This window comes from Acetobacter sp. (genome assembly GCF_052102375.1).
Lineage (GTDB): Bacteria > Pseudomonadota > Alphaproteobacteria > Acetobacterales > Acetobacteraceae > Acetobacter.
Window position 1 is genome coordinate 62,479 of the sequence record NZ_JBQDXI010000011.1, and the last position, 26,909, is coordinate 89,387.

The following is a 26,909-nucleotide window of genomic DNA, read 5'->3' on the forward strand; positions in this document are numbered from 1 at the left end:
GGCGTTGTTTTTCTTGGTGGACAGAAAGCAGACTATATTAGCAGTGCGGCAAGTGTATCAAACTTTTTCACGAATAAAAGCAACGAGTTTTTGTAAAAAACCAGATGGGGGTGCTTCTCTAAACTCTACATCGCCAAAAGGTCGTTCAGCACTGGCAGCCCAGGAGAGTAAGCCTGCGGCTGTTGCAAACCCTGCGGCAGCGGCAGTTTTTTCTGGCAGGCCAATAATATGTTTGGGCCGCCCAAGCCGGACTGTACGTGTAAAGGAGGGGCCATGCCGCCCTTTTGTAGCAGGCGAGCCAAGAATGCGCTCGGCCAGTGGGCGCATTCCATCAAGGAGAGAGGCTCCGCCTGTGAGTACAATGCGGCCACTTGCCGCATTGCCCAACCCTGCGCCATCCAGCTTTTCCCGTACCAGCTCAAGCGTTTCCTCCATGCGGGGGCGGATGATACGGCCCAGTTGCGCACGGGAGATTTGCTCGAAATGCGGCACATCGTTGCCAAGCAGTTCTACTGTCAGCAGCTCATCTTCAACATCCGAGGAAAGATCAGCGCTGCCGTAAACGGTTTTCAGGCGCTCAGCATTTTCGAGAGATGTGCTGAGGCCACGTGCGATATCCCGCGTTACATGCAGCCCCCCTACACCAATCTGTGCGGTATGCAGGATCTGGCCTTCCCCAAAAACCGCCAGAGAAGTCGTGCCACCCCCCATTTCAATGACGGTGGTGCCTAACTCCCGCTCATCCGCATCTAGCACGGACAGGCCGGATGCCATGGGGGAGGAGACCAAGGCCTCCAGTTTCAGTTCGGCCCGGCTCAGAACGGTCTGGAGGTTGAGGAGCGCTGTAGAAGCAGCATCAATAATATGTAGGCGGGCCTTCAGGGTTTCACAGAGATGACCACGCGGATCAGCAACGTTCTCCGTATCATCGACAGTGAAATCAATCGGCAGTGTGTGCACAACATCGCGCCCCTCCACAGTTGCCTGCACGCGCCCTTCTGTCACAACGCGGCGAATATCGGCTTCCGTCACAACGCGGCCGCCAACTGGCCAGCGCACATTGAACAGACGGCTGGCCGGATGACCACAGGAGAGATTCACCACAACGCGATCTATGGTGCGCTCGGCCATCATCTCCGCTTGTCCAACGGTGGCGCGAATGGCGGCTTCAGCTTTGTGAAGATCTGTTATGGCACCGTTCCGGATGCCGTCAGACCGCCGCCATCCACAACCGACAACGCGCAGCATACCGTTAGGCTCGCCTTTGCCAATTAGACAGGTGATCTTGGTAGACCCGATATCGAGTACGGCAGCATAACCATTCCGCCATGTGCGCTGGCGTTTATTGGCTTCGGAGGGCGGGAGCGGGAGTGAAGCATCCCCACCACTCATCAGCAAACCGGAAGAGTTGTTCGTCTGGGGAGTTTTTTTTGCGGACCGACCCCCGAGAGAAAAAGTAGGAGAGGCAGAGCGTGTACGGTCGGTCATTGTGGGCGTCCCGGTATGGGCGGTGAGGGGTGGCTGGGTTTGGCGGGGCCTGCGTCCGCTCCCGGCTTGGCCTGCGCGGCCTCTTCCGGTGTGACTTCGGGTGGTTTTTCGCGGATAGTCAGGCGGTCTGGCAGGCGCATGTCAATGAGCACAACGGGTCTATCCAGAAGTTGGTTGCTGGCTTGGTAGCGTGCCAGCCGGTGAATGGCGGGTACTTCCTCGCCTTCTGGTAAAAGTACCGTGGCACCAGCCTTTAGCGTCAGATCCCAACGGCGGTTGCTGACGCGCACAGCGGCTGTAACGCGGTTCTGTACCTCTGGCTCCTGAGAGAGGGCATCAATAAGGGCAGATGCTGGCTCGTTCGCCCCGTCTCCCACCACAAGAGGAAGTTTGGTGAAAGCTTCTGCGTCCTTACCCGTCATGCCCTGATCCGGCACACGGTTGCCCTGCCGGTCTATCAACACAAAATGACCCTGATGCTGCCAAACGGCAAAAGGCGGGCGCTCAGTAATATGAACATCAATTTCACCCGATAAATGCCGCTCAACCACCACATGGTCCACAAAGGGCAGCGCATTCAGGCGGTCCCGGGCTTCAGCGGCACTGAAATTCAGGACTGGGTCCCCAAGGGAGACGCCGAGCGCTTTGTGAATGGCGTCATCGCTGGTAAGTTGGACACCATCTACTTTTATGGCTGTAATGCGTAACGGCATTTTACCGACAATCTGTGCCCACAAGGGTGCCAGACGTTCCTGAGTACCGGGTTTTTGCAGGTAAACGTAAGCACCACCTCCCACAGCCGCCAGCGCTAGAAGCCCGATAAACGGGCGCAGCAGGCGCTTCTGCCTACGGGCAAAAAGCCCGATGGACGACGGACGGTCTGGTGGGGTTGGGGTGGGTCTCATTCGCGGCAGGTTGCCTGATCAACCAGCCACCCGCACAAGTCCGGGTAGCTAATGCCGCAATAGGCGGCCTGTTCTGGCAGCAGAGACGTTGCCGTCATACCGGGCTGGGTGTTGACCTCAAGCAAAATAAGGCGAGCTGGGCCGGGCCCGGTATCATCTAACCGGAAATCAGAGCGTGACGCGCCAGAACAGCCTAAAGCCTGATGCGCTGCAACAGAAATGGCGCAGGCCTGTTCCGCAATATCTGGGTCAATCTGGGCTGGCAGAACATGCGCAGAGCCGCCAGCCGTGTATTTGGCTGCGTAGTCATAAAAATCATGGCCAGCGCCGGGTGTGGGCGTAATGTCTGTGACCGTCAGGGCGCGGTCTCCCATAACGCCAACGGTTATTTCCCGGCCCGGTATAAATTCCTCAACCAGCGCGTGTGGCCCATAATGCCAGTTTTCGACAATGCTGTGACGGGCGTTTGAGCCTTCACGCACAATGGATACTCCAACGGAGGAGCCCTCGCTGAGAGGCTTAACCACATAAGGCATAGGCAGAGGGTCTGCTTTGGTCAGGTCTTCTATCCGAATAACCTTACCTTCTGCTACCGGCAGCTTTGCAGCAAGAAACACGGCGCGAGCCGCAGCTTTATCCATAGCGGTAGCGGAAGCCCGCACACCGGAGTGCGTGTAAGGCAGGCCCATCCAATCCAGAATACCCTGAATACAGCCGTCTTCCCCAAACTGACCGTGCAATGCGTTAAACACAACGTCCGGTTTCTGCTCTTTAAGCTGCGCCACAAGCGCACCAAGATCTGCCCCGGCATCCAGAGCGGTCACGGTATGGCCGAGGGAGCTAAGGGCTTCCACCACATTTCGGCCAGAAGAAAGACTGACCTCCCGTTCAGATGAAATGCCACCCATCAGGACAGTAACCCGTTTGCCGGTGCTCATGCGCTTACTCCGGTTTTGCCAATCCGCTTTATTTCCCAGTGCAACGTAACGCCGGAATGCTGGGCAACGCGTTTACGCACGTCTTCTCCCAGCGCTTCCAGATCAGCAGCGGTTGCCGTGCCGGTGTTGATGAGAAAATTGCAGTGTTTTTCACTCACCTGTGCGCCGCCCAGTGTCAGGCCACGGCATCCTGCATCATCAATTAATTGCCACGCCTTGCGCTGTGACTCCTCGGGAGCAGGGTTGCGGAAGGTGGAGCCACCCGTTCTGGCCCGGACCGGTTGGGAGTGTTCACGCGCGGCACGAACCTCCGCAATACGGGCGGCGACATCCGCAGGCTGGGCTGGCGTGCCACGCAAACGTGCGCGTGTTACCAAAGCTCCTTCGGGCAGATTGGAGCGGCGATAACCAAACTTCAGGGCGCTAGAGTCCAGTGTCATAACGCTGCCATCACGGGTGACAATTTCGGCCCAGTCCAGCACGGCAGCCATGTCGGAGCCATAAGCGCCCGCGTTCATGCGCACGGCCCCACCAATGGAACCGGGAATACCAGCCAGAAACTCCAGCCCAGCCAAACCGGCCTGTGCAGCGTGTTCTGCTACCGTGGCATCAAGGCAGGCCGCGCCTACAACCAAACCATCGGCCTCAACAACAACATCAGCAAAGCCACGCGCCAAACGCACAACAATACCGTCTATGCCGCCATCGCGTACAATAACATTGGAGCAGGCGCCCAGTGCCATGACAGGCAATTCCGGTGACAGTTTCTGCATGACCTCTGCAAGGTCCTGCGTGTCTGCTGGCTGGAATAACCACTCTGCCGCTCCACCAACACGGAACCATGTGCGTGGGCCTAGCGGTGCGTTGGCGGTTACGCGCCCCCGTGTGCCAGCAAAGGCCGTTTCAACCAGAGCGCTTAGGTCTGGTGCTGTCATGCTGCATGTCCGCCTTTGTTCTGGGCCTGCAGGGCAGCAAGCTGTTCCGGCAGGGCCTGCGCCCAATTGGTAATGGTGCCAGCCCCAAGGCACACAACATAGTCACCCGGTTTGGCAATGGCATTGACCATTTCCGCCAGATGGTCAGGGCTGGAGAGTGGCACGACAGACCGGTGGCCACGCTCACGGAGGCCTTCAATCAGCTTGTCGCGGCTGATACCTTCAATGGGGTCTTCGCCTGCTGCGTAAACATCAGACACAATGACAGTGTCAGCATCGTTCATGCAGGTGCAGAAGTCGTTAAACAGCATTTGCAGGCGGGAGTAGCGGTGCGGCTGCATGACGGCGATGACGTTTCTGGCACCAGCCTGCCGGGCAGCTTTGAGTACCGCAGCAATTTCAACCGGGTGGTGGCCGTAATCGTCAATGACGGTGATGCCTCCTGTCTCACCTGTGCGGGTAAAGCGGCGTTTAACACCCCGGAAGGCTGCCAGCCCGGCGCGGATGACATCATCACTAATGTCCATCTCTGTTGCCACGGCAATGGCGGCAAGAGCGTTCTGTACGTTGTGAGAGCCCAGCATAGGCAGACGGAACGGCCCGGCCTTACGGGTGCTGCGGGTCACGCGGTCTGTCAGTGTGACTTCAAACGTCGCGCCCATTTTATCCGTAATCAGCTTTTCTGCCCGTACATCCGCCTGAGGGGAGAACCCATAGGTGACAATGCGGTGGTCAGACAGACGCGGGATCATCTGCTGCACAGCAGGGTGATCAATGCACAACACGGCAAAACCATAGAACGGCACGTTGGACACAAACTGGTCATAGGCTGCCTCCATGGCCTCGGCAGTGCCCCAGTGGTCCAGATGTTCCGGGTCCATGTTGGTCACAACCGAGATAACGGCTGGCAGACGCAGGAAAGAGCCATCGCTCTCATCTGCTTCCGCAACCATCCAGTCTCCTTTGCCCATGCGCGTATTGGTGCCGTAAGCCTCAATAATACCGCCATTGATGACGGTAGGGTCGAGTTGCGCGGCTTCCAGCACCGCAGCAACAAGGCTGGTGGTTGTGGTTTTGCCGTGTGTCCCGCCAATGGCCACGGACCAACGCAGGCGCATCAGTTCGGCCAGCATTTCTGCGCGGCGTACAACAGGAATCAGGCGGCTGCGGGCGGCAACAACTTCCGGGTTGTTACGGCTGACAGCGGTGGAGATAACAACCACCTGTGCGTTGCCAAGGTTTTCTGCATCGTGACCGATAAAGATAGGAATGCCAGCAGCCCGCAGGCGTTTGACGTTCGCGTTTTCAGCAATGTCGGATCCCTGCACGGAATAGCCAAGCATGCACAGCACCTCGGCAATGCCAGACATACCAATGCCCCCAATGCCCACAAAGTGAATGGTGCCAATGGAAAGGGGCAGGGCTCTCATGTTCTGGACTCCGTCTGGCTGGCTTGAGGCATTTGGGCGGCGGGCGAGGGGGAAAGATGCAAACATTCTTCTACACAGTCGGCCAGACGGGTGGCGGCGTCAGGTTTGGCAAGGGCAGCGGCGGCTGCCGCAGCGCGGGCCAGTTCGTCGGGCGAGGTGAACAGCTCTGTCAGGCGGGTGGCCAGAGCTGTAGGGGTAAAGTCGGGCTGGCGTATCATCCAGCCTGCACCGGCAGTGGTGATGGCGCGGGCGTTTTCGGTCTGCTCATCACTCGCAGCAATGGGGAGCGGCACCATGATGGATGGGCGACCAGCAGCAGTCAGTTCTGCCACTGAAGAACCGCCAGCGCGGCCAATAACCAGATGGGCAGTGCGTAGCAGATCCGGCACATCGTTCAGGAATGGTTCAACACGCGCCTGAATGCCCATTTTGGCATAAGCGGCCCGTACTTCGTCCAGATCTGCCTTACGAGCCTGCTGTGTCACCCGAAGCCGAGCGCGTATGGCTTCGGGCAGGCGGCCCAAAGCGTCTGGCACAACCTGAGCAAACACCGTCGCCCCAAGAGACCCGCCCCATACCAGCAGAGAAATGGTTTCAGCCGGAGGGGTAAAGCCTTCTCCTGCCAGAGCGGCAATGGGGGGGCGTACAGGCATACCGGTGAAAACGGTTTTGGCCCCGATAGGCAGCTTGGCAACCGATGCGTAAGACGTGGCAATGACATTGGCAAAGCGTGACAGCACGGCATTGGCCTTGCCCAGTACGGCATTGCCCTCATGAATAATCAGGACGGGATGGTTTTGGCCCAGAAGCCGTGCACCCAGCAGGGGAGGGACAGACGGGTAGCCGCCAAAACCAATAACGGCATCTGGCTTGAGTGTTGCCAGAATGGACCGGGCTTTCCAGGCACTTGCCAACAGGGTAAGCCCAGCCTTAAGCGCACGCACCGGGCCCCGCCCGGCAACTCCGGCACCGCGCAGAACATATTGCGGGCCGTTGGCAAAAACGCCTTCTGTACGGGTGCCTGCGCGCTCATCGGTCATGAGAACGAGTGTGTGGCCACGGGCAGCCAATGCCTCTGCCAGAGCCTGTGCCGGAAAAAAATGTCCGCCCGTGCCGCCAGCGGCAATCACAATGGTCCGTGGGTTGCTCATGCTGCACGCCTTTTTGTGATGGTGGTCATGAAGCCGTTTCCAATCTGAGTGCGGCCGCCAGGCTGGTTGCGGGTAAGCGCCAGCACCATGCCAACCGCCAGAGCGACAGACATGGCGGAAGAGCCACCGTAAGAGATGAATGGCAGCGTCATGCCCTTGGTTGGAATAAGATGCAAGGTGGAAGCCATGTTCACAAACGCCTGCAACCCAAAGCCAGTTACCAGCCCGGTGACGGAAATAACCACGAACGGGTCATCCTCCCGGATCAGGCGCAGCAGGGTCCGCACCACAATAACCCCGAACACGGCGATGATGAGCATACAGACAATCATGCCGTATTCCTCACCCGCCACAGCAAAAACAAAGTCTGCGTGAGCATCTGGTAGCAGGTCTTTTACACGGCCTTCGCCAGGGCCTCGGCCTGTCAGGCCGCCATTGCCAAAGGCACGCAGGGCGGTGTCAATCTGGTAATGATCACCCACGCCGGGGTGCATGAAGCGCTCAACACGGGAGCGCACATGCGGGAACAGGAAGAAAGCAGAAACGCCCGCCCCGATCATGAGCGCAACACCCACACCCACTAGCATAAGGCTGAGCCCGTCAACAAAAAGCTGCGTCATGAACACGGTGGTAATAACGGTGAGCATACCAATGTCCGGCTGGGACTTCAGGAGCATCAAAATAACACCAAACAACGCCAGAGCCAGCAACATGCCGGGGAAGTAACGGGAGACTTTACGCTGGGTCAGTAGCCAGCCAGTGACAACGGCAAAGCAGGGTTTAAGGAACTCAGACGGCTGAAGAGACATAAGCGGCAGGGCAATCCAGCGCCGTGCGCCTTTAATTTCAATACCGTGCACGAGCGTAAGTGCCGTTGCCCCCAGCATGAGCACACCGCCAATCTGGGCCATACGCAGCACAGCTTTGCGGGACATCATGGAAACTACTGTTACGATACCGCCCGCAATAGTCAGGAACATGACCTGCTTAAAAATAAACATGTTGCGGGAGGCGCCAATACGCACAGCCACCGCAGGACTGGCCGCAAGCATGAGGATGTAGCCAAACCCGATGAGGATGAACGCGCAGATAAGCGTGGTGCGGTCAACATTGCGCCACCAGCGCCCAAATACGGAATCATTACTTCGGGAATAAGCAGACATCAGCCGTTCTTTCCTGTCTGGGCGGCGTGTGGGTCTGCAAGGTCTGCGGCCAGCGCCTGAAAGCGCTGCCCACGGGCTTCAAACCCTGTAAACTGGTCAAAACTGGCGCAGGCGGGGGAGAGCAACACAACAGGCGTTGCGCTGGCTACAGCCTGAGCAAAGGCTGCGGGTACGGCGCGGTCCAAAGTTTCCACAATAGTGTAGGGCACATTGTGGGCGCTTAATGTCTCAGCCAGTTGCGGTGCATCCCGCCCTATCAGGAAGCTATGCTCAATGCGGGGGAAATAGGGCACCAGAGAGGCAATCCCGCCGTCTTTGGCCATACCGCCAGCAATCCAGATAACTTTTTCGTAGCAACCAAGAGCGCGTGATGCCGCATCGGCATTGGTGGCTTTGCTGTCATCCACAAAGGCAATGCCATTCTGCGTGGCAACAATTTTCTGCCTGTGGGGCAAACCGGGGAAAGAGGTTAGGCCCGATGCTATAGCTGCGGCCGGAACACCCAGAAACTCGGCCATAGCAAAAGCTGCGGCTGCATTTTGTGCATTGTGGCTGCCGGGCAGGGCGGGGCCAATATCTGCCAGTTTCTGCCCATTGCGCCATAGGCTGCCATCCTGACCATAGAGGTCCGCCGCCGGGTGAGTTGGCGCACCGGCGATGGTGATGCACGGAGTATCAGTGGTCCGAAGTGTGGAGGCAATGGCGCGGCAAAAATCGTCTTCCACACCGATAACAGCGAGGTCATCTGCGGTCTGGTGGGTAAAGACCCGCAATTTGGCTTTGGCATAGCCCGGCATGCCAGCATGCCGGTCAAGGTGATCTGGCGTCAGGTTAAGCAGGCAGGCAGCCGTAAAGTGCAGTGTGTCCAACCGCTCCAGCATGTAGGACGACATTTCCAGCACATACACGCCGTTATCCGGCAGGAGCGGCAGAGCCAGTGCTGCGGGGCCAAGATTGCCCCCAGCAGCAACCGGTAGTCCGGCTTGCGCCAGAATATGGGCAAGTAGTGTGGTGGTGGTGCTTTTACCGTTTGTGCCGGTAATGCCTGCAAAACGGGCTTTGCTTCCTGCACGCCGGACAGCCTGAAACAGGAGTTCGGCATCAGACAGCACAGGCACATCAGCTTGTTGTGCCAACAATGCCACTGGATGAGGCTTGGGTAAAACGTGCGGAATACCGGGTGACAGGACCAGCCCGTCAAACCCGGTTAGGGCGTTGAAAGGGGCGCAGCTGATACGGCTTTGAACTTCATCAGGCAAGGCAGCAACCTGCTGGGCCAGGGCTGCTCGAGCAGCCTCTCCATCGTCCCACGCTTGTACGTTAGCACCCATTTGCGCCAGTGCCAGAACAGCAGGCAAGCCGTTGCGACCAAGGCCCAGAACGGCATAATGCTGCCCGGCAAAAAGCGTGGGAGGAAAGGTGGTCATCGCAGTTTCAGTGTGGCGAGACCACACAGCCCCAGAATAACGGAGACAATCCAAAAGCGGATTACAATCTTGGGTTCGGCCCAGCCTTTTTTCTCAAAATGATGGTGGATGGGGGCCATAAGAAATACCCGCCGCCCTGTGCGTTTGTACCAGAAGACCTGAATAACAACGGACAGGGTTTCAACCACAAACAGGCCACCGACAATGCACAGCACCAGCTCGTGCTTGATAGCCACGGCAAGAGACCCAAGGGCACCACCCAGAGAAAGGGAACCCGTATCCCCCATGAAGACACTGGCGGGAGGGGCATTGAACCAAAGAAAACCGAGGCCAGCCCCCACAAGAGCTGCGCAGAAAACCGCAAGTTCCCCCGTGCCCGGTACGGCATGCACCTGAAGGTAGTCAGCAAAGACATGGTTGCCGACAATATAGGACAGAATGCCAAACACCATGGCGGCAATGACCACAGGCACAATGGCCAGACCGTCCAGTCCATCCGTAAAGTTCACGGCATTCCCGAACCCTGTGATGGTGATCATGGCAAAGATGGGAAAAGCGTAACCCAAAGGCAGCAGCAGATCTTTGACAAACGGGAAAGCAACCTGATTGGCCAGTTCTGGCGGTGTAATGTGCTGCAACCACCAGCCGCAGGCCAGAGACGCTGCAAATTCGCACCCCAGACGGGCACGTTTTGATACACCATCCGTATTGCGGCGGGACAGCTTGAGGTAGTCATCTGCAAAACCTACGCCGCCAAAGGCTAAAGTGGTCAGCAGGACGGCCCAGACAAACCCGTTTTGCAGGTCTCCCCAGAGCAGTACAGACACAACAAGTGCCACCAGAATAAGCACGCCCCCCATGGTAGGGGTGCCGGTTTTTTCCAGAAGATGCCGTTCTGGCCCCAACGCGCGAATAGGCTGTCCGCCACGCTGAATACGGCGCAGCAGCGCAATCAGGGGTTTACCCAGCAGCAGTGCGATAACCAGCGCGGTTATGCAGGCACACCCTGCGCGGAACGTGATGTAACGCAGCAGGTTGAACAGCGGCATGTGTGTATCATGCAGGTCGTAATTAGAGAGTAAGTACAGCATGGGTCAGGCAGGCTCCGCAGCAGTCAGGCCGTTCAGAGCCTCGATAATGACACGCATGCGGCTTCCCAGACTGCCCTTGACCAGCACCGCATCTCCACGCCGCAATGCGGAGCAGACAAGAGGGGAGAGGGCGGCAGAGGTTTCTGCCCATGCACCCTGTCTGGCAGGGGGGAGGGCATCAAAAAGGGATTTCATATGGGGTCCGCAGCAAAAAACAAGGTCAGCACAGGCGGCAGCGGCAGGAGCTAGCGCCTTATGCTCGGAAGTTGAAAACGCGCCTAGCTCCCGAATATCACCCAATACGGCGATATGTCGGGTAGCAGGCACAAGGCGCAGTACATCCAGCGTAGCGCGGATAGAGGCTGCTGAGGCATTATAGCTCTCATCAAGCAAAGTGATGGTGCCATCTGCAATGGATGTCAGCGCACCACGGCCCTTGCCGGGCTGGAATGTCTGTAACGCAGCGGCAGCGCGGGTGAGGTCTCCACCCATTGCGGCAACAGCAGCCAGCACCGTCAGGGCATTGCGGGCCAGATGTGCACCGGGTGCTGTCAGCTTAACGGGCACAGCAACTTGCCCAATATTGGCTGTAAACTGGGAGCCATCTGGCCCCAAATGCAGATGCTCAAGCCGGGCTGTGCTGTCCGCTCTGGTGCCACTGTGCCAGAGCACGGCCTGAGCCTGCTGTGCTGCGGTAGTAAAAAAGCGCTGGCCTTCTGCATCATCAGGCACAATGGCGATCCCGCCTACCGGCAGGGCGGTGATGAGTGTCGCTTTTTCCTGAGCAATAGCATCCAGACTGCCCATATGCCCCAGATGAGCAGAGGCTATGGTGCTGATAAGGGTGACATCAGGCTTGACCATATTCGCCAACGGCAGAATCTCACCGGGGTGGTTCATGCCAATTTCGCTAACACAGAAAGCAGCACCCTGCGGCAGGCGGGCCAGTGTAAGCGGCACACCCCAATGATTGTTGTAGGACGCTTCAGCCGCGTGGGTTGGGCCGAGGGCACCCAAGGCAACGCGCAGCATTTCTTTGGTCGTGGTCTTGCCTACGCTACCCGTGACGGCAATTACCTTTCCACCAAAGCGGGCGCGAGCAGCATTGGCTAGAGCTTCAAGGCCAGCCAAGGTGTCTTTCACCACCAGCAGGCGGGGGTCTGTATTGCCGGTTGTGTCATGCACCAACACAGCAGCAGCCCCTTTTTCCAGTGCAAGACCAATATGGGCATGGCCATCACTGTTATCGCCCTTCAGGGCAATAAACAGGTCACCGGGAACGAGGGTGCGGGTATCTATGGAAATGCCGGTAACGGTTGGCGTACATGCCCCCTGAAACAGGCCCCCGGTTGCGGCCTCCAGTTCTGCACGGGTCCAGAGGGCGCTCATGCCACACCTGCCAAATCACGCAGAACAGCCGCATCATCAAACGGGTGAACTTCTGTACCAATAATCTGGCCGAGTTCGTGCCCTTTGCCCGCTACAACCAGAACGTCCTGTGGGCCAAGCATGGCCAGGCTTTCGGCAATGGCGGTCCGGCGATCGCCAATTTCCAGCGCATCTGGTGCGCCTGCTCTGACATCTGCCCGGATAGACGCGGCATTTTCCGTGCGGGGATTATCATCAGTAATAATCACGCAGTCAGCACCTTGAGCGGCAGCTTGTGCCATAAGCGGGCGTTTTCCTGTGTCACGGTCTCCGCCTGCGCCAAACACCACAACCAGACGGCCTGCTGCATGAGGGCGGAGGGATGCCAGCAGGCGGGTCAGGGCATCAGGGGTATGGGCATAATCTACATACGCGCTTGCGCCGTTGGGGAGCACAACAGCCCGTTCCATACGGCCTCTGACTCCTTGCAGAAGCGGTAGCAACGCAAGGATATCTGGCAGGGCTGAGTCATGTTCGGTCGCAAGGGCTGCGGCAAGTAGGGCGTTGTCCACCTGATAGCGGCCGGGGAGTGCAAGTGTTATGACGTGCTGCGTCCCACCGACATCCAGTGTGAGTTCCTGCCCGGCAGGCAGAGGCCGGTGGTGAAGGAGGCGAATATACGCGCCGCTTTCGCCAACCGTTCTGAGAGTAAAACCTCGTTTTTGGGCAAGGTTATGCAGCACATGGAGGGTTTCAGCGTCCATATCTGCGTTGGCGGCGGCTATTTTCCCTGCTGGCAGTAGGTCTGCAAACAGGCGGGCTTTGGCCTCACGGTAGGCGTCGAGTGTACCGTGATAATCCAGATGGTCGCGCGTCAGGTTGGTAAAACCGGCGGCAGAAAAATGGAGCCCGTCCAGCCGGTGCTGCGCCAACCCGTGGGATGAGGCCTCAAGTGCGACATGCTGCACACCAGCCTTGGCCAGTCCCGCCAAGCCGTTGGCAAGCGCTACCGGGTCAGGTGTGGTCAGGGCAGGCAATGTAATGGTGGGCAGGTCAACGCCTGTCAGACCGAGTGTGCCGACCGCAGCAGCTTTCTGGCCCTGTAGTGACCAGAGTTGCCGTAGGAAGTCTGCCGTACTGGTTTTACCATTGGTACCAGTAATTGCGACCAGACGTTCTGGTTGAGGGCCTGCCAGACAGGCCGCCATAAGAGCTAGTGCGTGGCGGGGCTCATCACTGGTAACAAGAGGGCAGGCTGGTGCATCCACAGGCCATTGGGTGCCGGTAGGCGCCAGTATGGCCGCAGCCCCTTGCGCAACCGCGTTGGCAATAAACTGGCGTCCGTCGTTCCGAGTACCGGGCAAGGCTGCAAAGAGTGTGCCGGGTGCAACGGCCCGGCTATCAGCCGTAATGGCGGAAATGACAGGGTCTGCGCCAGCATTGGGGACGGTGGAAGGCGCAGTTATACCAGCGGCATGGCATAATGAGGAAAGAAGAAGGCTCATTCGTCCATGACCTCTTTTGCGTGTTTTTTCATATCAGCCAGCATTTTTTTCTCGGCGTCTTTCTGTGCCTTGCGGGCTGCCTCGGCTTTGCGCGGGTCACCGGGGTCATTTCCTGGGCCAAGTGGTCTTACGCCACGGGGCACCGCCGGGTGCATGGGAAGCGCCAGACTGGCGTCAATCTGCGGGGCATGGGCGACATCCGGAAAAATCTGCAACATGGGGCCAATGCGCGAGATAACCTTGGAGACTGTCGGGGCGGCGTTCCACCCTGCGGTTGTCCAGCCGTGGGTCTGGGGAGTGGCTTTCGGGCTATCCAGCATGACATAGACGGCGTAGCGCGGGGCATTCATGGGGAACACGCTGGTAAAAGCCGAGATATTGACGTGCTTGAGGTAGCCGCCATGCGGACCAATTTTTTCAGCCGTACCAGTTTTACCCCCCACAAAATAACCGGGAGATTCAGCCGTTTTCCCCGTACCTGCCGTTACGTCCAGACGCAGCAGGCGGCGCAGCAGGTCTGATACTTTTTCAGACATGACGCGGGTACCTTGCGGGGTGGGCAAAGGCTCCTCTCCGCTTAAATCAGGGAGCGGTTTGGTAGCCGGCAGCGCATCAGCTTGCGTGGCAGCCTGTTCAAACGCTGTTTTCTGAACATCCTGCTCAAGGTTTTCTGCGCTGGTCGGCCCTGTGTTTCCGGCTATGGCTGAGGCAGCATCTTCCCGCTCGAGCAGAGTGGGTTTGATTAGGATGCCACCGTTCACAGTTGCGGCTGTGCCGCGCACAATAGCCAACGGCGGCTCTGCAACACCGTGCCCAAAGCCCACAGTCATGGTTGTGGCAATGCTCCACTGGTGCGGGACCAGCGGGCGAGCGGCTTCTGGAAGCTCAACGGGCACAGGAGCAAAAAAGCCCATGTTCTTGAGCCATTCAGCCTGTTTTTTTGCACCCACATCCAGCGCGATATGGGCCGCGGCAGGGTTGGAAGAGTGCGCCATAACTTCTGGCAGGGATAACCATTCGCTAAAATGGTCGCTTTTCATATCAGAAATTTTAAACCTGCCCACATGAATAGGCACGGAGGAAAAGCGGTCCCAGATGTTGATGGTACCAGTGGCCAGACCCATGGCTGCGGTTTGCAGTTTAAAGGTTGAGCCGGGTTCATACAGCCCTGTAACGGCACGGTTAAACCGGGAGTCATTGGTTGCGTGGGCAAATTCATTTGCATCATAGTCAGGCAGGCTGACCATGGCGATAATCTCACCCGTCCGCACATCCATCACAATGGCGCAGGCCCCAATGGCCTGAAAGGTGCTCATGGCAGTTGCCAGTTCGTCCCGCACAACCGATTGCACGCGCACGTCTAAAGACAGGCGAAGCGGTTTGCGGTCAGACATCAGGCGTTTGTCAAAATACCGTTCAACACCTGCCACGCCGTGGTCATCAATATCTACGGTTCCCATAATCTGGGCAGCCATGTGACCTAATGGATAATGGCGACGTTCCCCCGGTTCAAAATACACGCCGGGAATACCAAGATTGTTGATGGCCAGTTCTTGCTGGGGCGTAATGTTACGTGCCACATACACAAACTGCTTGGGCAGAGAGAGGCGGCGGGCCGTTTCGGCCTCATCCAGATCTTTCAGAACCCCCTTTAGTTTTTGAGCAACCTCTTTGGGGTCAATCAATTCCTGCGGGTTGGCGTAAACCTGCGCTACCGGCAGAGACAGGGCAAGCGTCTGGCCGTTACGGTCCACAATAGACGCACGATGCACCTGCGGTAGGGAGAAGTCTCCCGCCAGGCTGGCTTTTGGGTCAATTTTGGGAATTTGTGGAACCTGCGGCGCAATCTGCCGCTTTTCTGGTTCCATAGGATTAAAGACCGTCGCAACGGAGAGTTTGACGGCTACAACACCAAACAGGGCACAGAACCCTGCTGCAACGGCCAGAAGCCTGACATGCATTATATCCCGATGGGCCCGAGCCCGAAGATCATCCCCCGTAACGCGTACCGTGCGCCCCGGCGGAAGGAGAGGGTCATGATCTTGCGGCGGTAGGGCCATTGCGGGGAGTGAACACTTTCAATCTGGAGCACAAAATTAGTTGGTCATGGGGACAGGAGGAGGAAGTGCGTCATCCCCCCGCCCAAGAAGCGAGCCCCCCGAATAGGAGGAATTCGCTCGGGCTTCAACATACCCGGCATTCGTGGCAGGAGTATGCCGCGCCCGGGTTGCATGCCAACTTGCCACACTGACAGGTAACGGGTGGCGGACCTGCTGCTCCCCGTCGTTTTCAGCAACGGCAGCAGGGCGGGGCGTTACGGCAGCCACGCGTGTTACAGCGGGAGCGCGGTGAACGGGTGCCGGGTTTGCCGCCGCCAGAAAGGTAGGAACAGGGCGTGGTGCTGCCGGTTTTACCGTGTCAGCCGCCATCTGTACCGGGCGGCGTAGTGGTGCAGTGTGCGTTACAGGCGTCACATCGCTGTCAGCTTCAGCCACAGCGACGGGTGCATCATGGTGCGTAATGACAGCACGCACGGCAGGGCGTGGCGCAGTGGGTTTTGCTGGCGTGTTCTCAGCAACCAATGCAGGCTGGGCAGGGGCTGCTTCTTCCGCATGGACATGCGCAGGGGCCGGAACGGCTGGGCGCACAGGGTGTGTATCCGCAACAGCAGCAAGTGCGGGATGCGCAGGTGTTGCAGCATCCGCCATAACCGCCAGACTTGGCCGCGGGTTAACATCCCCGCCATGCGCCAGAGCCGGAAGATGCTTTTCAAGGTCTGCCATGCGCACGAACTGGCTAGGTTCCATCGGGTGCAGACCGGTCAGGTGCTGTTCTGCCAGATGCGTCAGGCGTTCTGGCTGGTTTTCCAGTGCCCATTCGGTACGCAGCATGGCGGTTTGCGCCCGCACACGCTGCGTATCAGACACGATCTTGGAGATCTGCTGATCAAGCAGCGTGGTCTGATGCTTCTTTGTGTACAGAAAGAATCCAGATGCAATGGCCAGAACAGCACAGCAGCAGGTAAAGGGCCGAGGGATCATGGATTCAATCCTTTGTCGCAGGAAGAAGCGTTTGGGTTACGTTTGGCTATGGCGCGCAGGCGGGCACTCCGGGCGCGGGGGTTGGTCAGGCATTCAGCCTCACCAGGGCGGACAGGTTTGTGCGTCAGGGTAACAAAGGGGCTTTCATCGCCACGGGACATTGCTGCACGCGGGTCGTACCGTGAAAAGCTTTGTGTTGTTTTGCCGGTTGCCGCACCAAAGACGCGTTTAGCAATCCGGTCTTCCAGAGAGTGGAAAGACACCACAACCAAACGGCCACCGGGCGCCAGAAGGTCAAGGGCCTGCTCTAGCCCCCGTTCAATTTCGCCCAGTTCGTCATTCACAGCGATGCGCAGCCCCTGAAAAGAGCGGGTTGCTGAATCAATGCCGGAGCGGTCAGCACGTACAACACGGCGGATCAGGCCTGCCAGTTGCAGGGTGCTGGTAAAAGGTGTTTCCACACGGTCAGCCACAATGGCGCGGGCAACACGGCGCGCCTGACGTTCTTCCCCATAGAAATGAAAAATATCAGCCAGTTCGGATTCTGGCGCTTTATTAACAATATCCGCTGCCGTAGGGCCGCTTTTGGCCATGCGCATGTCCAGCGGGCCGTCCTGCTTGAACGAGAAACCGCGCTCGGCTTCATCAAGCTGGAAGGATGACACGCCAAGGTCTAGTACAATACCGTTAAACGCTGGTGCTTCGGCGTCTTCTGCCAAACGCTGCATGGAGCCAAAGCCGCCGTGCAGCATGTGCAGGCGGGGTCTACCGCTCTGGGCTTCAAACGCTTTTGCCAATGCTTCGCCACGCGCAATAGCATCCGGGTCGCGGTCTATGCCCCAGACTGTGCAGTCAGACGCGTTTAGAATGGCTGTGGTGTATCCGCCGCCGCCAAAGGTGCAGTCCAGAATGGCATCGCCTGCTTCTGGCTTCAGCGCATCAAGCACTTCCGTGAGCATGACAGGAACATGCCCGGACGTGCCAATGGCAGGAATGGTGTGGGTCATGGCATTCATGCGCCGCCGCCATTCTGCCCGGATGGTAAGCTGATGCGGCGGGAGCGCAGGCGGGCTTCCGCACGGCGTTCCTCAGCGGCTTTTGGTTCCCAGATCTGGAAGGTGCGCCCCACACCCATGAAGGCAGCGGTAGCGGAGCCTGTCAGGCCAGCATGGTCACGCAGAAAATCCGGAAGAATGATCCGGCCTTCGCGGTCGGGATCTATAGGGTAGGCGTCAGCGTACAGGGCTGCTGCCAGATCATCATGAGCATCGGAGAACATATCCAGCCGGTCCAGCGGCTGCGTCAGGTGAGCGAACACGGCAGCCGGCCACGCTTCAACACAGGGTAGTGTGTGTGAGGGCCGAAGAATCACCAGTGCGTCGCCTTCCATATGCTGTGCTTTGAGAACGGTACGGAACCCGGCCGGAATAGAAACGCGCCCTTTGGCGTCGAATCGATTTTCATGCGTGCCGAGAAACACCCCCACGAAACACGTTTTCCTTCCGAGTCAGACCCTTCCGTTCACGGGATAATGGGAACGGTACCGTCAACACCACTCTCATGGTGTGATTTGGGATAGCATGGGATTTTATGGGAAGCAAATCAAAACAACAGAAAAAATAGCGGAAAACTGCGATTTATAAAGTAATATGTCAGAATAGTTTGTGAGGCTAAGATGCCGAATACTGAATAGAGCAACAAGAGATTGTCATTATTTGTTCTTCTTATGTTCTCATTTTTGGGGTAAACACCCCATAACGGGACACGAAATCCCATGAAATGGCGAAAATGTGGAGAAATGCCAGACGGTCTGTAAGCCGGGTTCTGTCCGGCCCCGTAAGGGGCTTGGACGGTCATTCGTCTAGGGTGAGCCTTGCGGCACACCTCACGCAACCAACCCGAGCAACGGGGCGAGAGAACCCCTGAAACCTGCAAGCAGGTTTCTGTCGCTCCTATTCGGTTTTGCTCCCGGTGGGGTTTACCATGCCTCTTCCGTTACCGGCCGAGCGGTGCGCTCTTACCGCACCGTTTCACCCTTACCTTCAGTTCCATCCCATAGTCGCCCATGGTATAAACCCGGAAGGCGGTCTGTTTTCTGTGGCACTTTCCCTAAGGTCACCCTCGCCGGTCGTTAACCGGCACCGTTCTCCCGTGGAGCCCGGACTTTCCTCTCCCCTGCAAAACAGGGCAGCGACCGTCCGACCGTCTGGCGGAAGGCACCCTGCGTCGGCGCGCCCGGCAGGTCAAGGGCTGTTAAGAAAACTCTTGTCTGTAAAATGCGTGTAGGCACTTTATTGCGTAGTTTCATACAGTCTGGGAACGAAAGGAAATCTGATGGCTGACAGTGGAGAGCCCAAAGCCAGGAGAGTAGACCCGGTACGTCCCAATATGGCCTCGCGCCTGTTGCTGTTGGCGCTGCGTATGCAGGCGGGCAGAGTGCGCAAAAGAAAAGCCGCTCACACACAGCGTCATGACGCCGTGTCTGAAACACCTCCCGCTACGCAGGGTGAAGAAGATATTACCGAGATCATGCGGGAGCAGGCTGCGGCGTCTCACCGTACCCAAGCCGGTTTTCTCAAAGCTCTGCGCAAGGCTATGGATGCGCCTTCTTTCCCTGTTGGTCTCTCCTCCCTGCAAGTGCGGCGCGTGGTTCGGATACAGGTTCCCGGGGCCGCCGGGCCTATGGCAGCAAAGCTCTATTTGCCACGAGGCCGCATACAAGGCGCGGTGTTGTTTCTGCATGGGGGCGGCTTTGTGCATTGCGGCCTGAATTCGCACCACGGTATGTGCTGCCGCCTTGCTCGCATTTCTGGTGCAGCGGTTTTGTTGCCCGACTATCGACTGGCTCCGGAACATCCTTTTCCTGCCGCGGCAGATGATGCCCTGAGTGCTCTGCGTTGGGTGTCAGACCTGTCGCTCAGGTTCTGGGGCGGGGCTGTTGCGGTTGCGGGAGATAGTGCGGGCGGGAATCTTGCTGCTGTTGTCTCGCAGGATGCCAAGGCAGGGCTGGCCCCTATGCCAGTGCTTCAGCTTTTATATTATCCCTCCCTTTACGGTGCGCGGGAGTTTCCGTCTCACCAGCATTATGCAGAGGGGTATTTCCTCTCCCGTCGGACCATGCAGTGGTATGGAGAGTGTTACATTGCACAGCCAGAAGACTGGTCAGCCCCCCGCTTCGTACCCGGTGACAACCCGGATCTACACGGGTTGCCTGCTGCGGTTATCATCACGGCAGAATGTGACCCAATGCGGGACGAAGGGGCTGCCTATGCCAAGGCACTCAGGCGTGCGGGCGTTGCTGTGCAGTATGACTGCTACAAGGGCGCCTTACATGGTTTCCTGAATTTTTATGCGTGTATGCCGTATGGCAAAAAGGCCCTGCGTGACGGGGGCAGGGCCTTGCGGCGGGCTTTTGCTGCTTCCCGTTAAGGGATGGGGTGAAATGTGCCGGGAGACCCTTGGTCGGACATGATAGTCCGGTTCAGGCGGTCAACCCGCAGGGTGAACAGTTTTGGCAGGTCATCTTTCGGGCCGGGGCAGGTGCCGGAATGCTTCTGCATGACGTCAATGCGCGACCCGGTTGAGGGGTCATTGCCGTTTACAACAAACAGCAGGCAGTCCGGGTTGTCGTGCGACATTCCGTTATGGGTCACCAGTACGCGCAGGTGCCGCACCAGTGCCGTATCATCAAACCAGCTTTCGGGCTGGAAAGTGTAGCGGTCTGCCATTGTGTCCAGCACCCCGCTTTTGGCAAGGCCAATGACCAGAATGGTAATGGGCAATACCAGCATGAGGCGGCGTACAATATGCTGCCGCAGAGTGCGTTTCTTGAAAGGACCGCGTGGGGTCAGGGTCGGTTTTTTGCTCATGTCAGCATATCTTCGTGCCAGAGTGCACCATCACGCGCAAGCAGGGCGCGTGTGGAGGCGGGGCCCCAGCTACCGGCTGGATAAGGCTCCAGCGGAGACTGAGCTTCCCGCCAAGACGTCAGAATAGGTTCAATCCAGCGCCAGGAGGCCTCAACTTCATCCCGGCGGATGAACAGAGCGGGGTTGCCGCGTACGGCATCCAGCAGCAGGCGCTCATACGAATCGTGGTACGCAATGTTGAACTGTTGTTCGTAAGACATGCTCAGGTCAGCATTCCGTACCCGGAACCCGCCAACGCCCGGGTCTTTTGTTGCCAGAACCAGCGACACACCTTCTTCCGGCCCAATACGAATAACCAGACGCCCCGGAGAGGGCGTGTTGGAGAAAATGGACCAGACTTGTGGGCGCAGTTGCAAAACGATTTCGGTCGTTTTGGCAGCCATGCGTTTGCCGGTACGCAAATAGAAGGGGGTGTTGCCCCAGCGGGAGGTGCGAATTTTGGTCCGGATGGCCACAAACGTTTCGGTCTGGGAAGAGCGGGAACGTCCTAGGTCTTCCGTGTACCCACACACTTTCTGCTCATCAATGCGGCCAGCAACATACTGACCCCGAATGACGTTGAGGCGCACCATATCCGGTGTCATGGGGCGTAGGGCGTTAAGGACTTTCAGTTTTTCGTTTCTGAGGTCATCCGCGCTGAGAGAGGCCGGAGCATCCATGGCTAACATGCACAGAACCTGAAGCAGATGGTTCTGAACCATATCTCGCATTGCGCCGGATTCGTCGTAATACGCGCCGCGTGTTCCCACCCCCACTGTTTCTGCAGCTGTAATCTGCACGTGGGAGATAGCGTCAGAGTTCCACAGCTTTTCCAGCACAGGATTGGCAAAACGAAGGGCCAGAAGATTTTGTACGCCTTCTTTGCCCAGATAATGGTCGATCCGGTAAATGGCATCTTCTGCAAAAAAGCGGCCAACCCCATCATTGATTTCGGTAGCCGTTTTTAGGTCTACACCGATAGGCTTTTCCAGCACGACACGGGTAAGGGGGGTTATCAGCCCATGCGTGGACAGGGCTTCACAGAGCGGCGCATAAAGCCCCGGTGCCGTGGCAAGATAAAAAACGCGCGTCCGGCCTGGGTCAGCCAGAACCGCTTTCAGGTCTGTCCAGTCACTCTCCGGTTTGGTCGCGTCCAGCGCTACATACGTGACAAGCTCCAGAAAGCGCTCAAGCACCGCAGAGTCTTTTGCCGTTTCGGGCGCAAATTCCTTGAGGGTTGCCCGAACCTGCTGCCGAAATTTTTCTGGCGTATGGGCGGAGCGTGCCACGCATACTATCCGGGCGTCTGCCGTGAATTCCTGTGCATGAAAACGGCGCAGAAACGCTGGCAGCAGCTTACGCATGGTCAGATCGCCCGTTGCGCCAAATATGACAAAATCAAACGGATCAATCTGGTTGATGTGAGCCATGGTGTTTTACTTCCGCAAGATAGGGGACAAGCCTCTTGCCCCGGCAGCCGGAGGGCGGTGGTACAAAGCTGGCCACAAGCCAACTGCAACAGGGGGCGCGTGTTGCGAGAGGGTTTGTCTGCAAGGCCTCTGGCTGTCAAGGCAATTGACCGCACGCGCTGTGCGCGATAAGCCCGCCGCTTTGGTGGTCTGGTCTAGCATGCAGGGGTGCTGCATGGTCAAGACTTTGGCCACGGCAAGCGAACAGGGGAACAGACGCATGGATACCGAAGGTTTTTCCAGTGGGGAAGATGCCGCTGTAGGTGGTATTGCCGCAGACCGTCTGCGCAGCATTATCGAACGTGTTGAGCGGCTTGAGGAAGAGCGCAAGGCGCTTGCTGGCGACATTAAAGACATTTTTACCGAAGCAAAGTCCGCCGGGTTTGATGTCAAGGTGATCAAGCAGATCATCCGCCAGCGCAAGCAGGAACCGGCTGAGATTGAAGAGCAGGAAACCCTGCTTGATATCTATCGTCGCGCACTGGGTATGTAAGAATTAAGGTGTCTAACCTTATACCGTACTGCTCGTGCGCCAAGCGCATGGGGGCCGGTTATAAGGTCAGACCATAGATGATGGCGCGTGGGGTCTGTTAAACATGATGTCAGTGTCTTTTCCTGAATGGATGCCACTTTGGGCACAACTCCTGCTTCTGGCAGTGGCGGTGGTGTTTGGGCTTGGTTTCCTGATGATGCCCTTTGCCGTTTTTGGGGTAAAAGGGCGGCTGGCCCAGTTGGAATTGCAGGTGCAGGAACTGCATGCTGATGTGCGGGCAATTTCCATGCGGCTTGCATCAGCACAAGGCGTGGTGGAGACCGGCAATCTGTCACGTGACATGTTTGATCGGCCCGCAGACCCAGCACAAATTCGGGCTGTGGTGGAGGAAATCCGGCCGCCTGAGCCACCCAAACCAGCCGTGGTGCCTCCAGCCCCGACAGTTCTGACACCCGTCAGAGCGCCACGTGTGTCAGATGCTTATGAGCCGCGGCAGGATGCTCCTCCCGTGCCCCATAGCGCACCAGAGCGCAGCAGTGGCCCCACGGGCCGCCGTATGCCGTGGCATGAAGAGGCGAGGGGGCGCGATGAGTTCGGTCGTCAGGAGCGGCGGACGGATGAAGTCTGGCGTGACCGGGCGCCAGATGCCAACCAGTTACCTTACCGGCCCGACTTTAGCCGTGAGCGTGAAAGCCTGCGTAAACCGTATACGACACAGCAGGATATGGGGCGGACGGAGCCTGTGTTGAACTGGCCGCCGCGCACACCGTCAGCATAAAGTAGCTGCATGATAAAAAAGGCTCCTCTAAAGGAGCCTTTTTTATGGGTATAACTCAGACCATTACCAGATCATCACGATGGATCAGTTCATCGCGGCCCTGCCAGCCGAGGATGCTCATGAGTTCTGAAGACCTATGGCCCGCAATACGGCGGGCATCGTCTGCGTCATAAGAAGACAGGCCACGGGCAAGCAGGCGCCCGGTTTCATCCGTAATAGTGACCAGATCCCCCTGTGTGAAGTTGCCTCGCACCCCTTTGACGCCAGCAGGGAGCAGAGAGCCTCCCTGCTGCAAGGCTTCTGCCGCGCCGGGATCGACCATAATTTCTCCCGCAGGGGTCAGGCTGCCAGCAATCCACTGTTTGCGGGCTGTCTGGCTGCATGTCTGTGGGAGAAACCAAGAACACCGTGCTCCTTCCAGCAAGGCGCGGAGGGGGTGGTCCGTTTTACCCAAAGCAATAGCCATGGCGCATCCGGAGCGTGTAGCCAGCTTTGCAGCCAGCAACTTTGTTCGCATACCACCAGAAGAATAACCGGGTGGTGGCTCTCCCCCCATGGCTTCAATCTCAGGTGTCATGGCTTCAATAATCGGCAGGTGCTGGGCTGCGGGGTCTGTTCGTGGGTCTGCTGTATAAAGCCCATCAATGTCTGACAGGAGCACCAGTTGGTCTGCATCAATCATCTGGGCGACGCGGGCTGCCAAACGGTCATTGTCACCAAAACGAATTTCCGCAGTGGCAATTGTATCGTTTTCGTTAATGACAGGCACACAACCAAGCCCTAGCAGGGTTTCCAGAGTAGCACGCGCATTCAGGTAACGTTTACGGTCTTCTGTGTCGTCTGGTGTTAGCAGAAGTTGGGCTGCGGTCAGGCCGTGGGCGGAAAGAGCATCGCTCCAGGCTTGCGCCAGACTGATCTGGCCTACGGCTGCCGCGGCCTGTTTTTCGGCCAGACGGAGAGGGCCTGCTGTTAGGCCTAGTGTATGGCGGGCCAGTGCGATAGCGCCGGAGGACACAATAACCACATCCGTACCTTGCTTTCGCAATGCCGCAATGTCCGCAGCAACACTGCGTAACCAGTCCTGTCGTGGCGCGGCTTTATCTGCATTCACAACAAGTGCGCTGCCAATTTTGACGACAAGGCGTCGTGCAGAAGCAAGGGAGGGGAGGGAGGCGCGTCCGGTCATGTCAAATCCGTTTGTGCAGAAAGCTTAAAGGCTCAACTGGGAGCGCAGTAAAGCATAGTCTGGCCGCACGGTGTATCCGTTAGCGCAACAAGTAAACGCAAAAAATGAAAAGCTGGGGCAGCAGAAGTAAAACTTTGTTACCCCAGCTTGGTGTCAGGACGCGTTGTCGCGTTCTTCCTGCCGTATGGCTGTAACCTTGTTCTGGATAGTCCGCAGAAGCTCAGGAACGCCCTGATGGGTTGCTGCGGAAATAAGAACAACAGGCGCACCACTGGCTTTTTCCAGCGCACGACGACGAGCAGACGCTTCCTGCGGAGACATGGCGTCGTTTTTATTCAACGCGATGATTTCCGGCTTTTCTGCAAGCCCACCACCATATTCTTCCAGTTCGTGCCGGATGGTGCGCCACGTATTAACGACGTTGCCTGCCGCACCATCAACCAGATGCAGGAGCACAGCGCAGCGTTCAACATGCCCCAAAAAGCGGGTGCCAAGGCCAGTGCCTTCGTGCGCACCTTCAATCAGGCCGGGAATATCCGCAATAACGAACTCTTCGGTCATGGAGAGGCGCACAACACCCAACTGCGGGTGCAGTGTTGTAAAGGGGTAATCAGCAATCTTTGGGCGCGCCGCAGACACAACGGATAGGAAGGTGGATTTGCCAGCATTGGGCATACCGACCAAGCCAACATCTGCAATCAGCTTCAGGCGTAGCCATATCCAACGCTCTTCACCCGGCCAGCCTTTATCGGAACGGCGCGGAGCACGGTTGGTGCTGCTTTTATAGTTGGCATTGCCAAACCCACCATCGCCACCGCGGCACAGGGTAATGCGCTTGCCTGCTTCATCAAGGTCAGCCAGCAGGGTTTCGCGGTCATCATCCATAATCTGGGTGCCAATGGGCACCTTAATGACAACGGCCTGCGCAGCAGCCCCGGTGCGGTCAGACCCCGCACCGTTTCCGCCTTTCCGTGCCCGGAAATGCTGGGTGTACCGGAAGTCGATCAGGGTGTTCAGGTTGGGGACGGCTTCAAAAATAATATCGCCACCTCGGCCGCCATTCCCGCCATCCGGGCCGCCGAATTCGATATATTTTTCCCGGCGGAAGGCTGTAACGCCATCTCCACCATCGCCCGAACGGACATAGATTTTTGCCTGATCAAGAAACTTCATGGGATACCTTCAGGGCAGCTGGATGCAAAAAAGGGCCGATCCTTGAGGACCGGCCCCTTCTGCTGTTCCAGCCACGGAAAAACGCGTGGTGGAAACGCTAATGCTTATTCAGCAGCAGCCGGCAGTGCGTCCACGGAAACGTGCACACGGCCTTCAGCGCGACGTTCAAAACGAACGCTGCCGTCAATCAGGGCAAACAGGGTGTGGTCGCGACCAACACCAACGTTAGCGCCAGCTTTCATCTTCGTGCCGCGCTGGCGGATGATGATGTTGCCTGCGATAACGCCTTCGCCACCGAATTTTTTAACGCCAAGGCGGCGTCCGGCGCTATCGCGCCCGTTGCGGGATGAACCGCCAGCTTTCTTTTGTGCCATGACCTAAGTCCTCTCCTGGTCTTGCCTGCTCTTAATACCCTGTAAAAGGGTGATTAGGCGGCGTTGATCTCTTGAATGCGCAGAACGGTAACCGGCTGACGGTGGCCATTCTTGCGGCGGCTGTTCTGCCGGCGGCGCTTCTTGAAGATGATGACCTTCTTGAGGCGGTCCTGAGCGACGACAGTTGCTGTAACCTTGGCACCAGCCACGATAGGGGCACCAATGGTGGTGGAGCCTTCGCCACCAACAGCCAGAACTTCGTCAAACGTTACGGTTGCGCCAGCTTCAACTTCGAGCTTTTCAACCTTGAGCACCATGTTGGGCTCAACCCGGTACTGCTTGCCGCCTGTGCGGATAACTGCGAACATACTAAATGATCTCTCTTTCCGATCTCTCAACCTCCCGCGGCGGTGTGCAGGCGAGGGGTCTGGACGCTTTTTGTTCTTGTGCCGCGCATGCGACATGCCTCCATCTTTGTGGAGTGGTTGGGCCTTTTACGGGGTAGGAGCGGCTTTCGTCAACAGGAACTTGTGGCTAACCTGCTTGCGTAGCCTTAAAAGCGTGCTTATAAACCACACCTTACGGAGAGATGCCGGAGCGGTCGAACGGGGCGGTCTCGAAAACCGTTGTGCGAGCAATCGTACCGAGGGTTCGAATCCCTCTCTCTCCGCCAATGATTCCAATGACTTAGATGGATGTTCCTGATCCGTCCAAGGTTATTAAACCCGCTTTTTTGCGACAATTTGCGACAAGCGCTAAAATCATCCCCAGAAACGAGCAAGGTCTGTTCGTCATGGAGATGACAAAAATGGCGAAGCATACGAAGACGAAAGAGCCGGGAATTTACTATCGCGGCCCGGCTCAGTATGAAGTCAAAATCCGACGTAAAGGCGTGGCTGTAAGCCGCACATTCGATACTTTTGCTGACGCTCTCCAGTTCAAAGCGACGAAAGTCAGTAAAATTGACGGTGACACGTTCATCGACAAAACGCGGGAGAGGCGGACAAGGCTATCCACAGTCATTGATCTTTACATGACAGAGGAAAGCCCGAAGAAACGCGGCGTCAAGCAAGAGATCAACCGTCT

25 protein-coding genes, 1 tRNA gene and 1 other RNA gene are annotated in these 26,909 nt (G+C 57.6%); 5 read left to right on the plus strand and 22 right to left on the minus strand.

Going from position 1 to position 26,909, the window contains the following annotated elements; translation table 11 throughout:
- Window positions 1-57: 57 nt before the first annotated feature.
- The 16 genes from ftsA to rnpB form a co-directional block, all read right to left on the minus strand.
- Window positions 58-1,488 (minus strand): cell division protein FtsA, encoded by a 1,431-nt coding sequence (ftsA, locus tag ACTIDN_RS06850; protein ID WP_441376473.1) that lies wholly within the window; start codon window positions 1,486-1,488, stop codon window positions 58-60.
- Window positions 1,485-2,393 carry a cell division protein FtsQ/DivIB gene (locus ACTIDN_RS06855; RefSeq protein ID WP_441376474.1) on the minus strand — a complete coding sequence of 303 codons (909 nt, stop codon included), beginning with the start codon at window positions 2,391-2,393 and terminating at the stop codon, window positions 1,485-1,487. Before ACTIDN_RS06855 ends, ftsA begins: the two co-directional genes overlap by 4 nt.
- Entirely contained in the window at window positions 2,390-3,331 is a 942-nt protein-coding gene (locus ACTIDN_RS06860) for a D-alanine--D-alanine ligase (protein ID WP_441376475.1), read from the minus strand. Before ACTIDN_RS06860 ends, ACTIDN_RS06855 begins: the two co-directional genes overlap by 4 nt.
- A complete protein-coding gene (gene murB, locus ACTIDN_RS06865) occupies window positions 3,328-4,266 on the minus strand; it encodes a UDP-N-acetylmuramate dehydrogenase (protein WP_441376476.1) in 939 nt (312 codons plus the stop codon). Before murB ends, ACTIDN_RS06860 begins: the two co-directional genes overlap by 4 nt.
- Window positions 4,263-5,696 carry a UDP-N-acetylmuramate--L-alanine ligase gene (gene murC / locus ACTIDN_RS06870; RefSeq protein WP_415507584.1) on the minus strand — a complete coding sequence of 478 codons (1,434 nt, stop codon included), beginning with the start codon at window positions 5,694-5,696 and terminating at the stop codon, window positions 4,263-4,265. The genes murB and murC overlap by 4 nt, the downstream gene beginning before the upstream one ends.
- Window positions 5,693-6,847: an undecaprenyldiphospho-muramoylpentapeptide beta-N-acetylglucosaminyltransferase gene (gene murG, locus ACTIDN_RS06875; RefSeq protein ID WP_415507583.1), complete on the minus strand. Its 1,155-nt coding sequence runs from the start codon at window positions 6,845-6,847 to the stop codon at window positions 5,693-5,695. The genes murC and murG overlap by 4 nt, the downstream gene beginning before the upstream one ends.
- Entirely contained in the window at window positions 6,844-8,010 is a 1,167-nt protein-coding gene (locus ACTIDN_RS06880; protein WP_048838015.1) for an FtsW/RodA/SpoVE family cell cycle protein, read from the minus strand. The genes murG and ACTIDN_RS06880 overlap by 4 nt, the downstream gene beginning before the upstream one ends.
- Window positions 8,010-9,437: a UDP-N-acetylmuramoyl-L-alanine--D-glutamate ligase gene (murD, locus tag ACTIDN_RS06885; RefSeq protein ID WP_441376477.1), complete on the minus strand. Its 1,428-nt coding sequence runs from the start codon at window positions 9,435-9,437 to the stop codon at window positions 8,010-8,012. Before murD ends, ACTIDN_RS06880 begins: the two co-directional genes overlap by 1 nt.
- Window positions 9,434-10,528, minus strand: a complete 1,095-nt coding sequence (gene mraY / locus ACTIDN_RS06890) for a phospho-N-acetylmuramoyl-pentapeptide-transferase (protein ID WP_441376478.1) — start codon at window positions 10,526-10,528, stop codon at window positions 9,434-9,436. The genes murD and mraY overlap by 4 nt, the downstream gene beginning before the upstream one ends.
- Before the next feature lie 3 nt (window positions 10,529-10,531).
- Window positions 10,532-11,917 (minus strand): UDP-N-acetylmuramoyl-tripeptide--D-alanyl-D-alanine ligase, encoded by a 1,386-nt coding sequence (locus ACTIDN_RS06895; RefSeq protein ID WP_441376479.1) that lies wholly within the window; start codon window positions 11,915-11,917, stop codon window positions 10,532-10,534.
- On the minus strand, window positions 11,914-13,401 hold the full coding sequence (locus ACTIDN_RS06900) for a UDP-N-acetylmuramoyl-L-alanyl-D-glutamate--2,6-diaminopimelate ligase (protein ID WP_441376480.1): 1,488 nt from the start codon (window positions 13,399-13,401) through the stop codon (window positions 11,914-11,916). The genes ACTIDN_RS06895 and ACTIDN_RS06900 overlap by 4 nt, the downstream gene beginning before the upstream one ends.
- Window positions 13,398-15,461, minus strand: coding sequence for a peptidoglycan D,D-transpeptidase FtsI family protein (locus tag ACTIDN_RS06905; protein ID WP_441376481.1), 2,064 nt, complete (start codon window positions 15,459-15,461; stop codon window positions 13,398-13,400). Before ACTIDN_RS06905 ends, ACTIDN_RS06900 begins: the two co-directional genes overlap by 4 nt.
- A gap of 36 nt (window positions 15,462-15,497) precedes the next feature.
- Complete coding sequence (gene ftsL / locus ACTIDN_RS06910; protein WP_441376482.1) at window positions 15,498-16,442, minus strand: cell division protein FtsL; 945 nt, start codon at window positions 16,440-16,442, stop codon at window positions 15,498-15,500.
- On the minus strand, window positions 16,439-17,437 hold the full coding sequence (gene rsmH, locus ACTIDN_RS06915) for a 16S rRNA (cytosine(1402)-N(4))-methyltransferase RsmH (RefSeq protein ID WP_441376492.1): 999 nt from the start codon (window positions 17,435-17,437) through the stop codon (window positions 16,439-16,441). Before rsmH ends, ftsL begins: the two co-directional genes overlap by 4 nt.
- A gap of 17 nt (window positions 17,438-17,454) precedes the next feature.
- Window positions 17,455-17,928: a division/cell wall cluster transcriptional repressor MraZ gene (mraZ, locus tag ACTIDN_RS06920; protein ID WP_441376483.1), complete on the minus strand. Its 474-nt coding sequence runs from the start codon at window positions 17,926-17,928 to the stop codon at window positions 17,455-17,457.
- A 311-nt stretch (window positions 17,929-18,239) separates the two neighbouring features.
- Window positions 18,240-18,652: RNase P RNA component class A (gene rnpB / locus ACTIDN_RS06925), an RNA gene on the minus strand.
- A gap of 124 nt (window positions 18,653-18,776) precedes the next feature.
- On the opposite strand from rnpB, the gene ACTIDN_RS06930 reads away from it, so the two are divergent.
- Entirely contained in the window at window positions 18,777-19,871 is a 1,095-nt protein-coding gene (locus tag ACTIDN_RS06930) for an alpha/beta hydrolase (protein ID WP_441376484.1), read from the plus strand.
- On the opposite strand, the gene ACTIDN_RS06935 is transcribed toward ACTIDN_RS06930, so the two are convergent.
- Both ACTIDN_RS06935 and zwf read right to left on the minus strand, forming a co-directional pair.
- Window positions 19,868-20,311: a hypothetical protein gene (locus tag ACTIDN_RS06935; RefSeq protein WP_441376485.1), complete on the minus strand. Its 444-nt coding sequence runs from the start codon at window positions 20,309-20,311 to the stop codon at window positions 19,868-19,870. The genes ACTIDN_RS06930 and ACTIDN_RS06935 overlap by 4 nt on opposite strands.
- Window positions 20,308-21,780 (minus strand): glucose-6-phosphate dehydrogenase, encoded by a 1,473-nt coding sequence (gene zwf / locus ACTIDN_RS06940; protein WP_441376486.1) that lies wholly within the window; start codon window positions 21,778-21,780, stop codon window positions 20,308-20,310. The genes ACTIDN_RS06935 and zwf overlap by 4 nt, the downstream gene beginning before the upstream one ends.
- 259 nt (window positions 21,781-22,039) lie before the next feature.
- On the opposite strand from zwf, the gene ACTIDN_RS06945 reads away from it, so the two are divergent.
- Complete coding sequence (locus ACTIDN_RS06945; protein ID WP_048838162.1) at window positions 22,040-22,312, plus strand: DUF2312 domain-containing protein; 273 nt, start codon at window positions 22,040-22,042, stop codon at window positions 22,310-22,312.
- Window positions 22,313-22,415: 103 nt separating this feature from the next.
- Entirely contained in the window at window positions 22,416-23,090 is a 675-nt protein-coding gene (locus tag ACTIDN_RS06950; RefSeq protein ID WP_441376487.1) for a LapA family protein, read from the plus strand.
- A 55-nt stretch (window positions 23,091-23,145) separates the two neighbouring features.
- Here the strand turns inward: ACTIDN_RS06950 and proB are convergent, their stop codons facing one another.
- The 4 genes from proB to rplU all read right to left on the minus strand — a co-directional run bounded on the left by proB (window position 23,146) and on the right by rplU (window position 26,191).
- A complete protein-coding gene (proB, locus tag ACTIDN_RS06955; RefSeq protein WP_441376488.1) occupies window positions 23,146-24,276 on the minus strand; it encodes a glutamate 5-kinase in 1,131 nt (376 codons plus the stop codon).
- Window positions 24,277-24,429: 153 nt separating this feature from the next.
- Window positions 24,430-25,449 carry a GTPase ObgE gene (gene obgE, locus ACTIDN_RS06960; protein ID WP_441376489.1) on the minus strand — a complete coding sequence of 340 codons (1,020 nt, stop codon included), beginning with the start codon at window positions 25,447-25,449 and terminating at the stop codon, window positions 24,430-24,432.
- Window positions 25,450-25,553: 104 nt separating this feature from the next.
- A complete protein-coding gene (gene rpmA / locus ACTIDN_RS06965; RefSeq protein WP_048838028.1) occupies window positions 25,554-25,823 on the minus strand; it encodes a 50S ribosomal protein L27 in 270 nt (89 codons plus the stop codon).
- A 53-nt stretch (window positions 25,824-25,876) separates the two neighbouring features.
- Window positions 25,877-26,191 (minus strand): 50S ribosomal protein L21, encoded by a 315-nt coding sequence (gene rplU / locus ACTIDN_RS06970; protein WP_048838029.1) that lies wholly within the window; start codon window positions 26,189-26,191, stop codon window positions 25,877-25,879.
- A 215-nt stretch (window positions 26,192-26,406) separates the two neighbouring features.
- On the opposite strand from rplU, the gene ACTIDN_RS06975 reads away from it, so the two are divergent.
- Both ACTIDN_RS06975 and ACTIDN_RS06980 read left to right on the plus strand, forming a co-directional pair.
- Window positions 26,407-26,496, plus strand: a tRNA-Ser gene (locus ACTIDN_RS06975).
- Between the two features lie 18 nt (window positions 26,497-26,514).
- The coding region (locus ACTIDN_RS06980; RefSeq protein ID WP_441376490.1) for a hypothetical protein at window positions 26,515-26,909 on the plus strand (395 nt) is incomplete at its 3' end.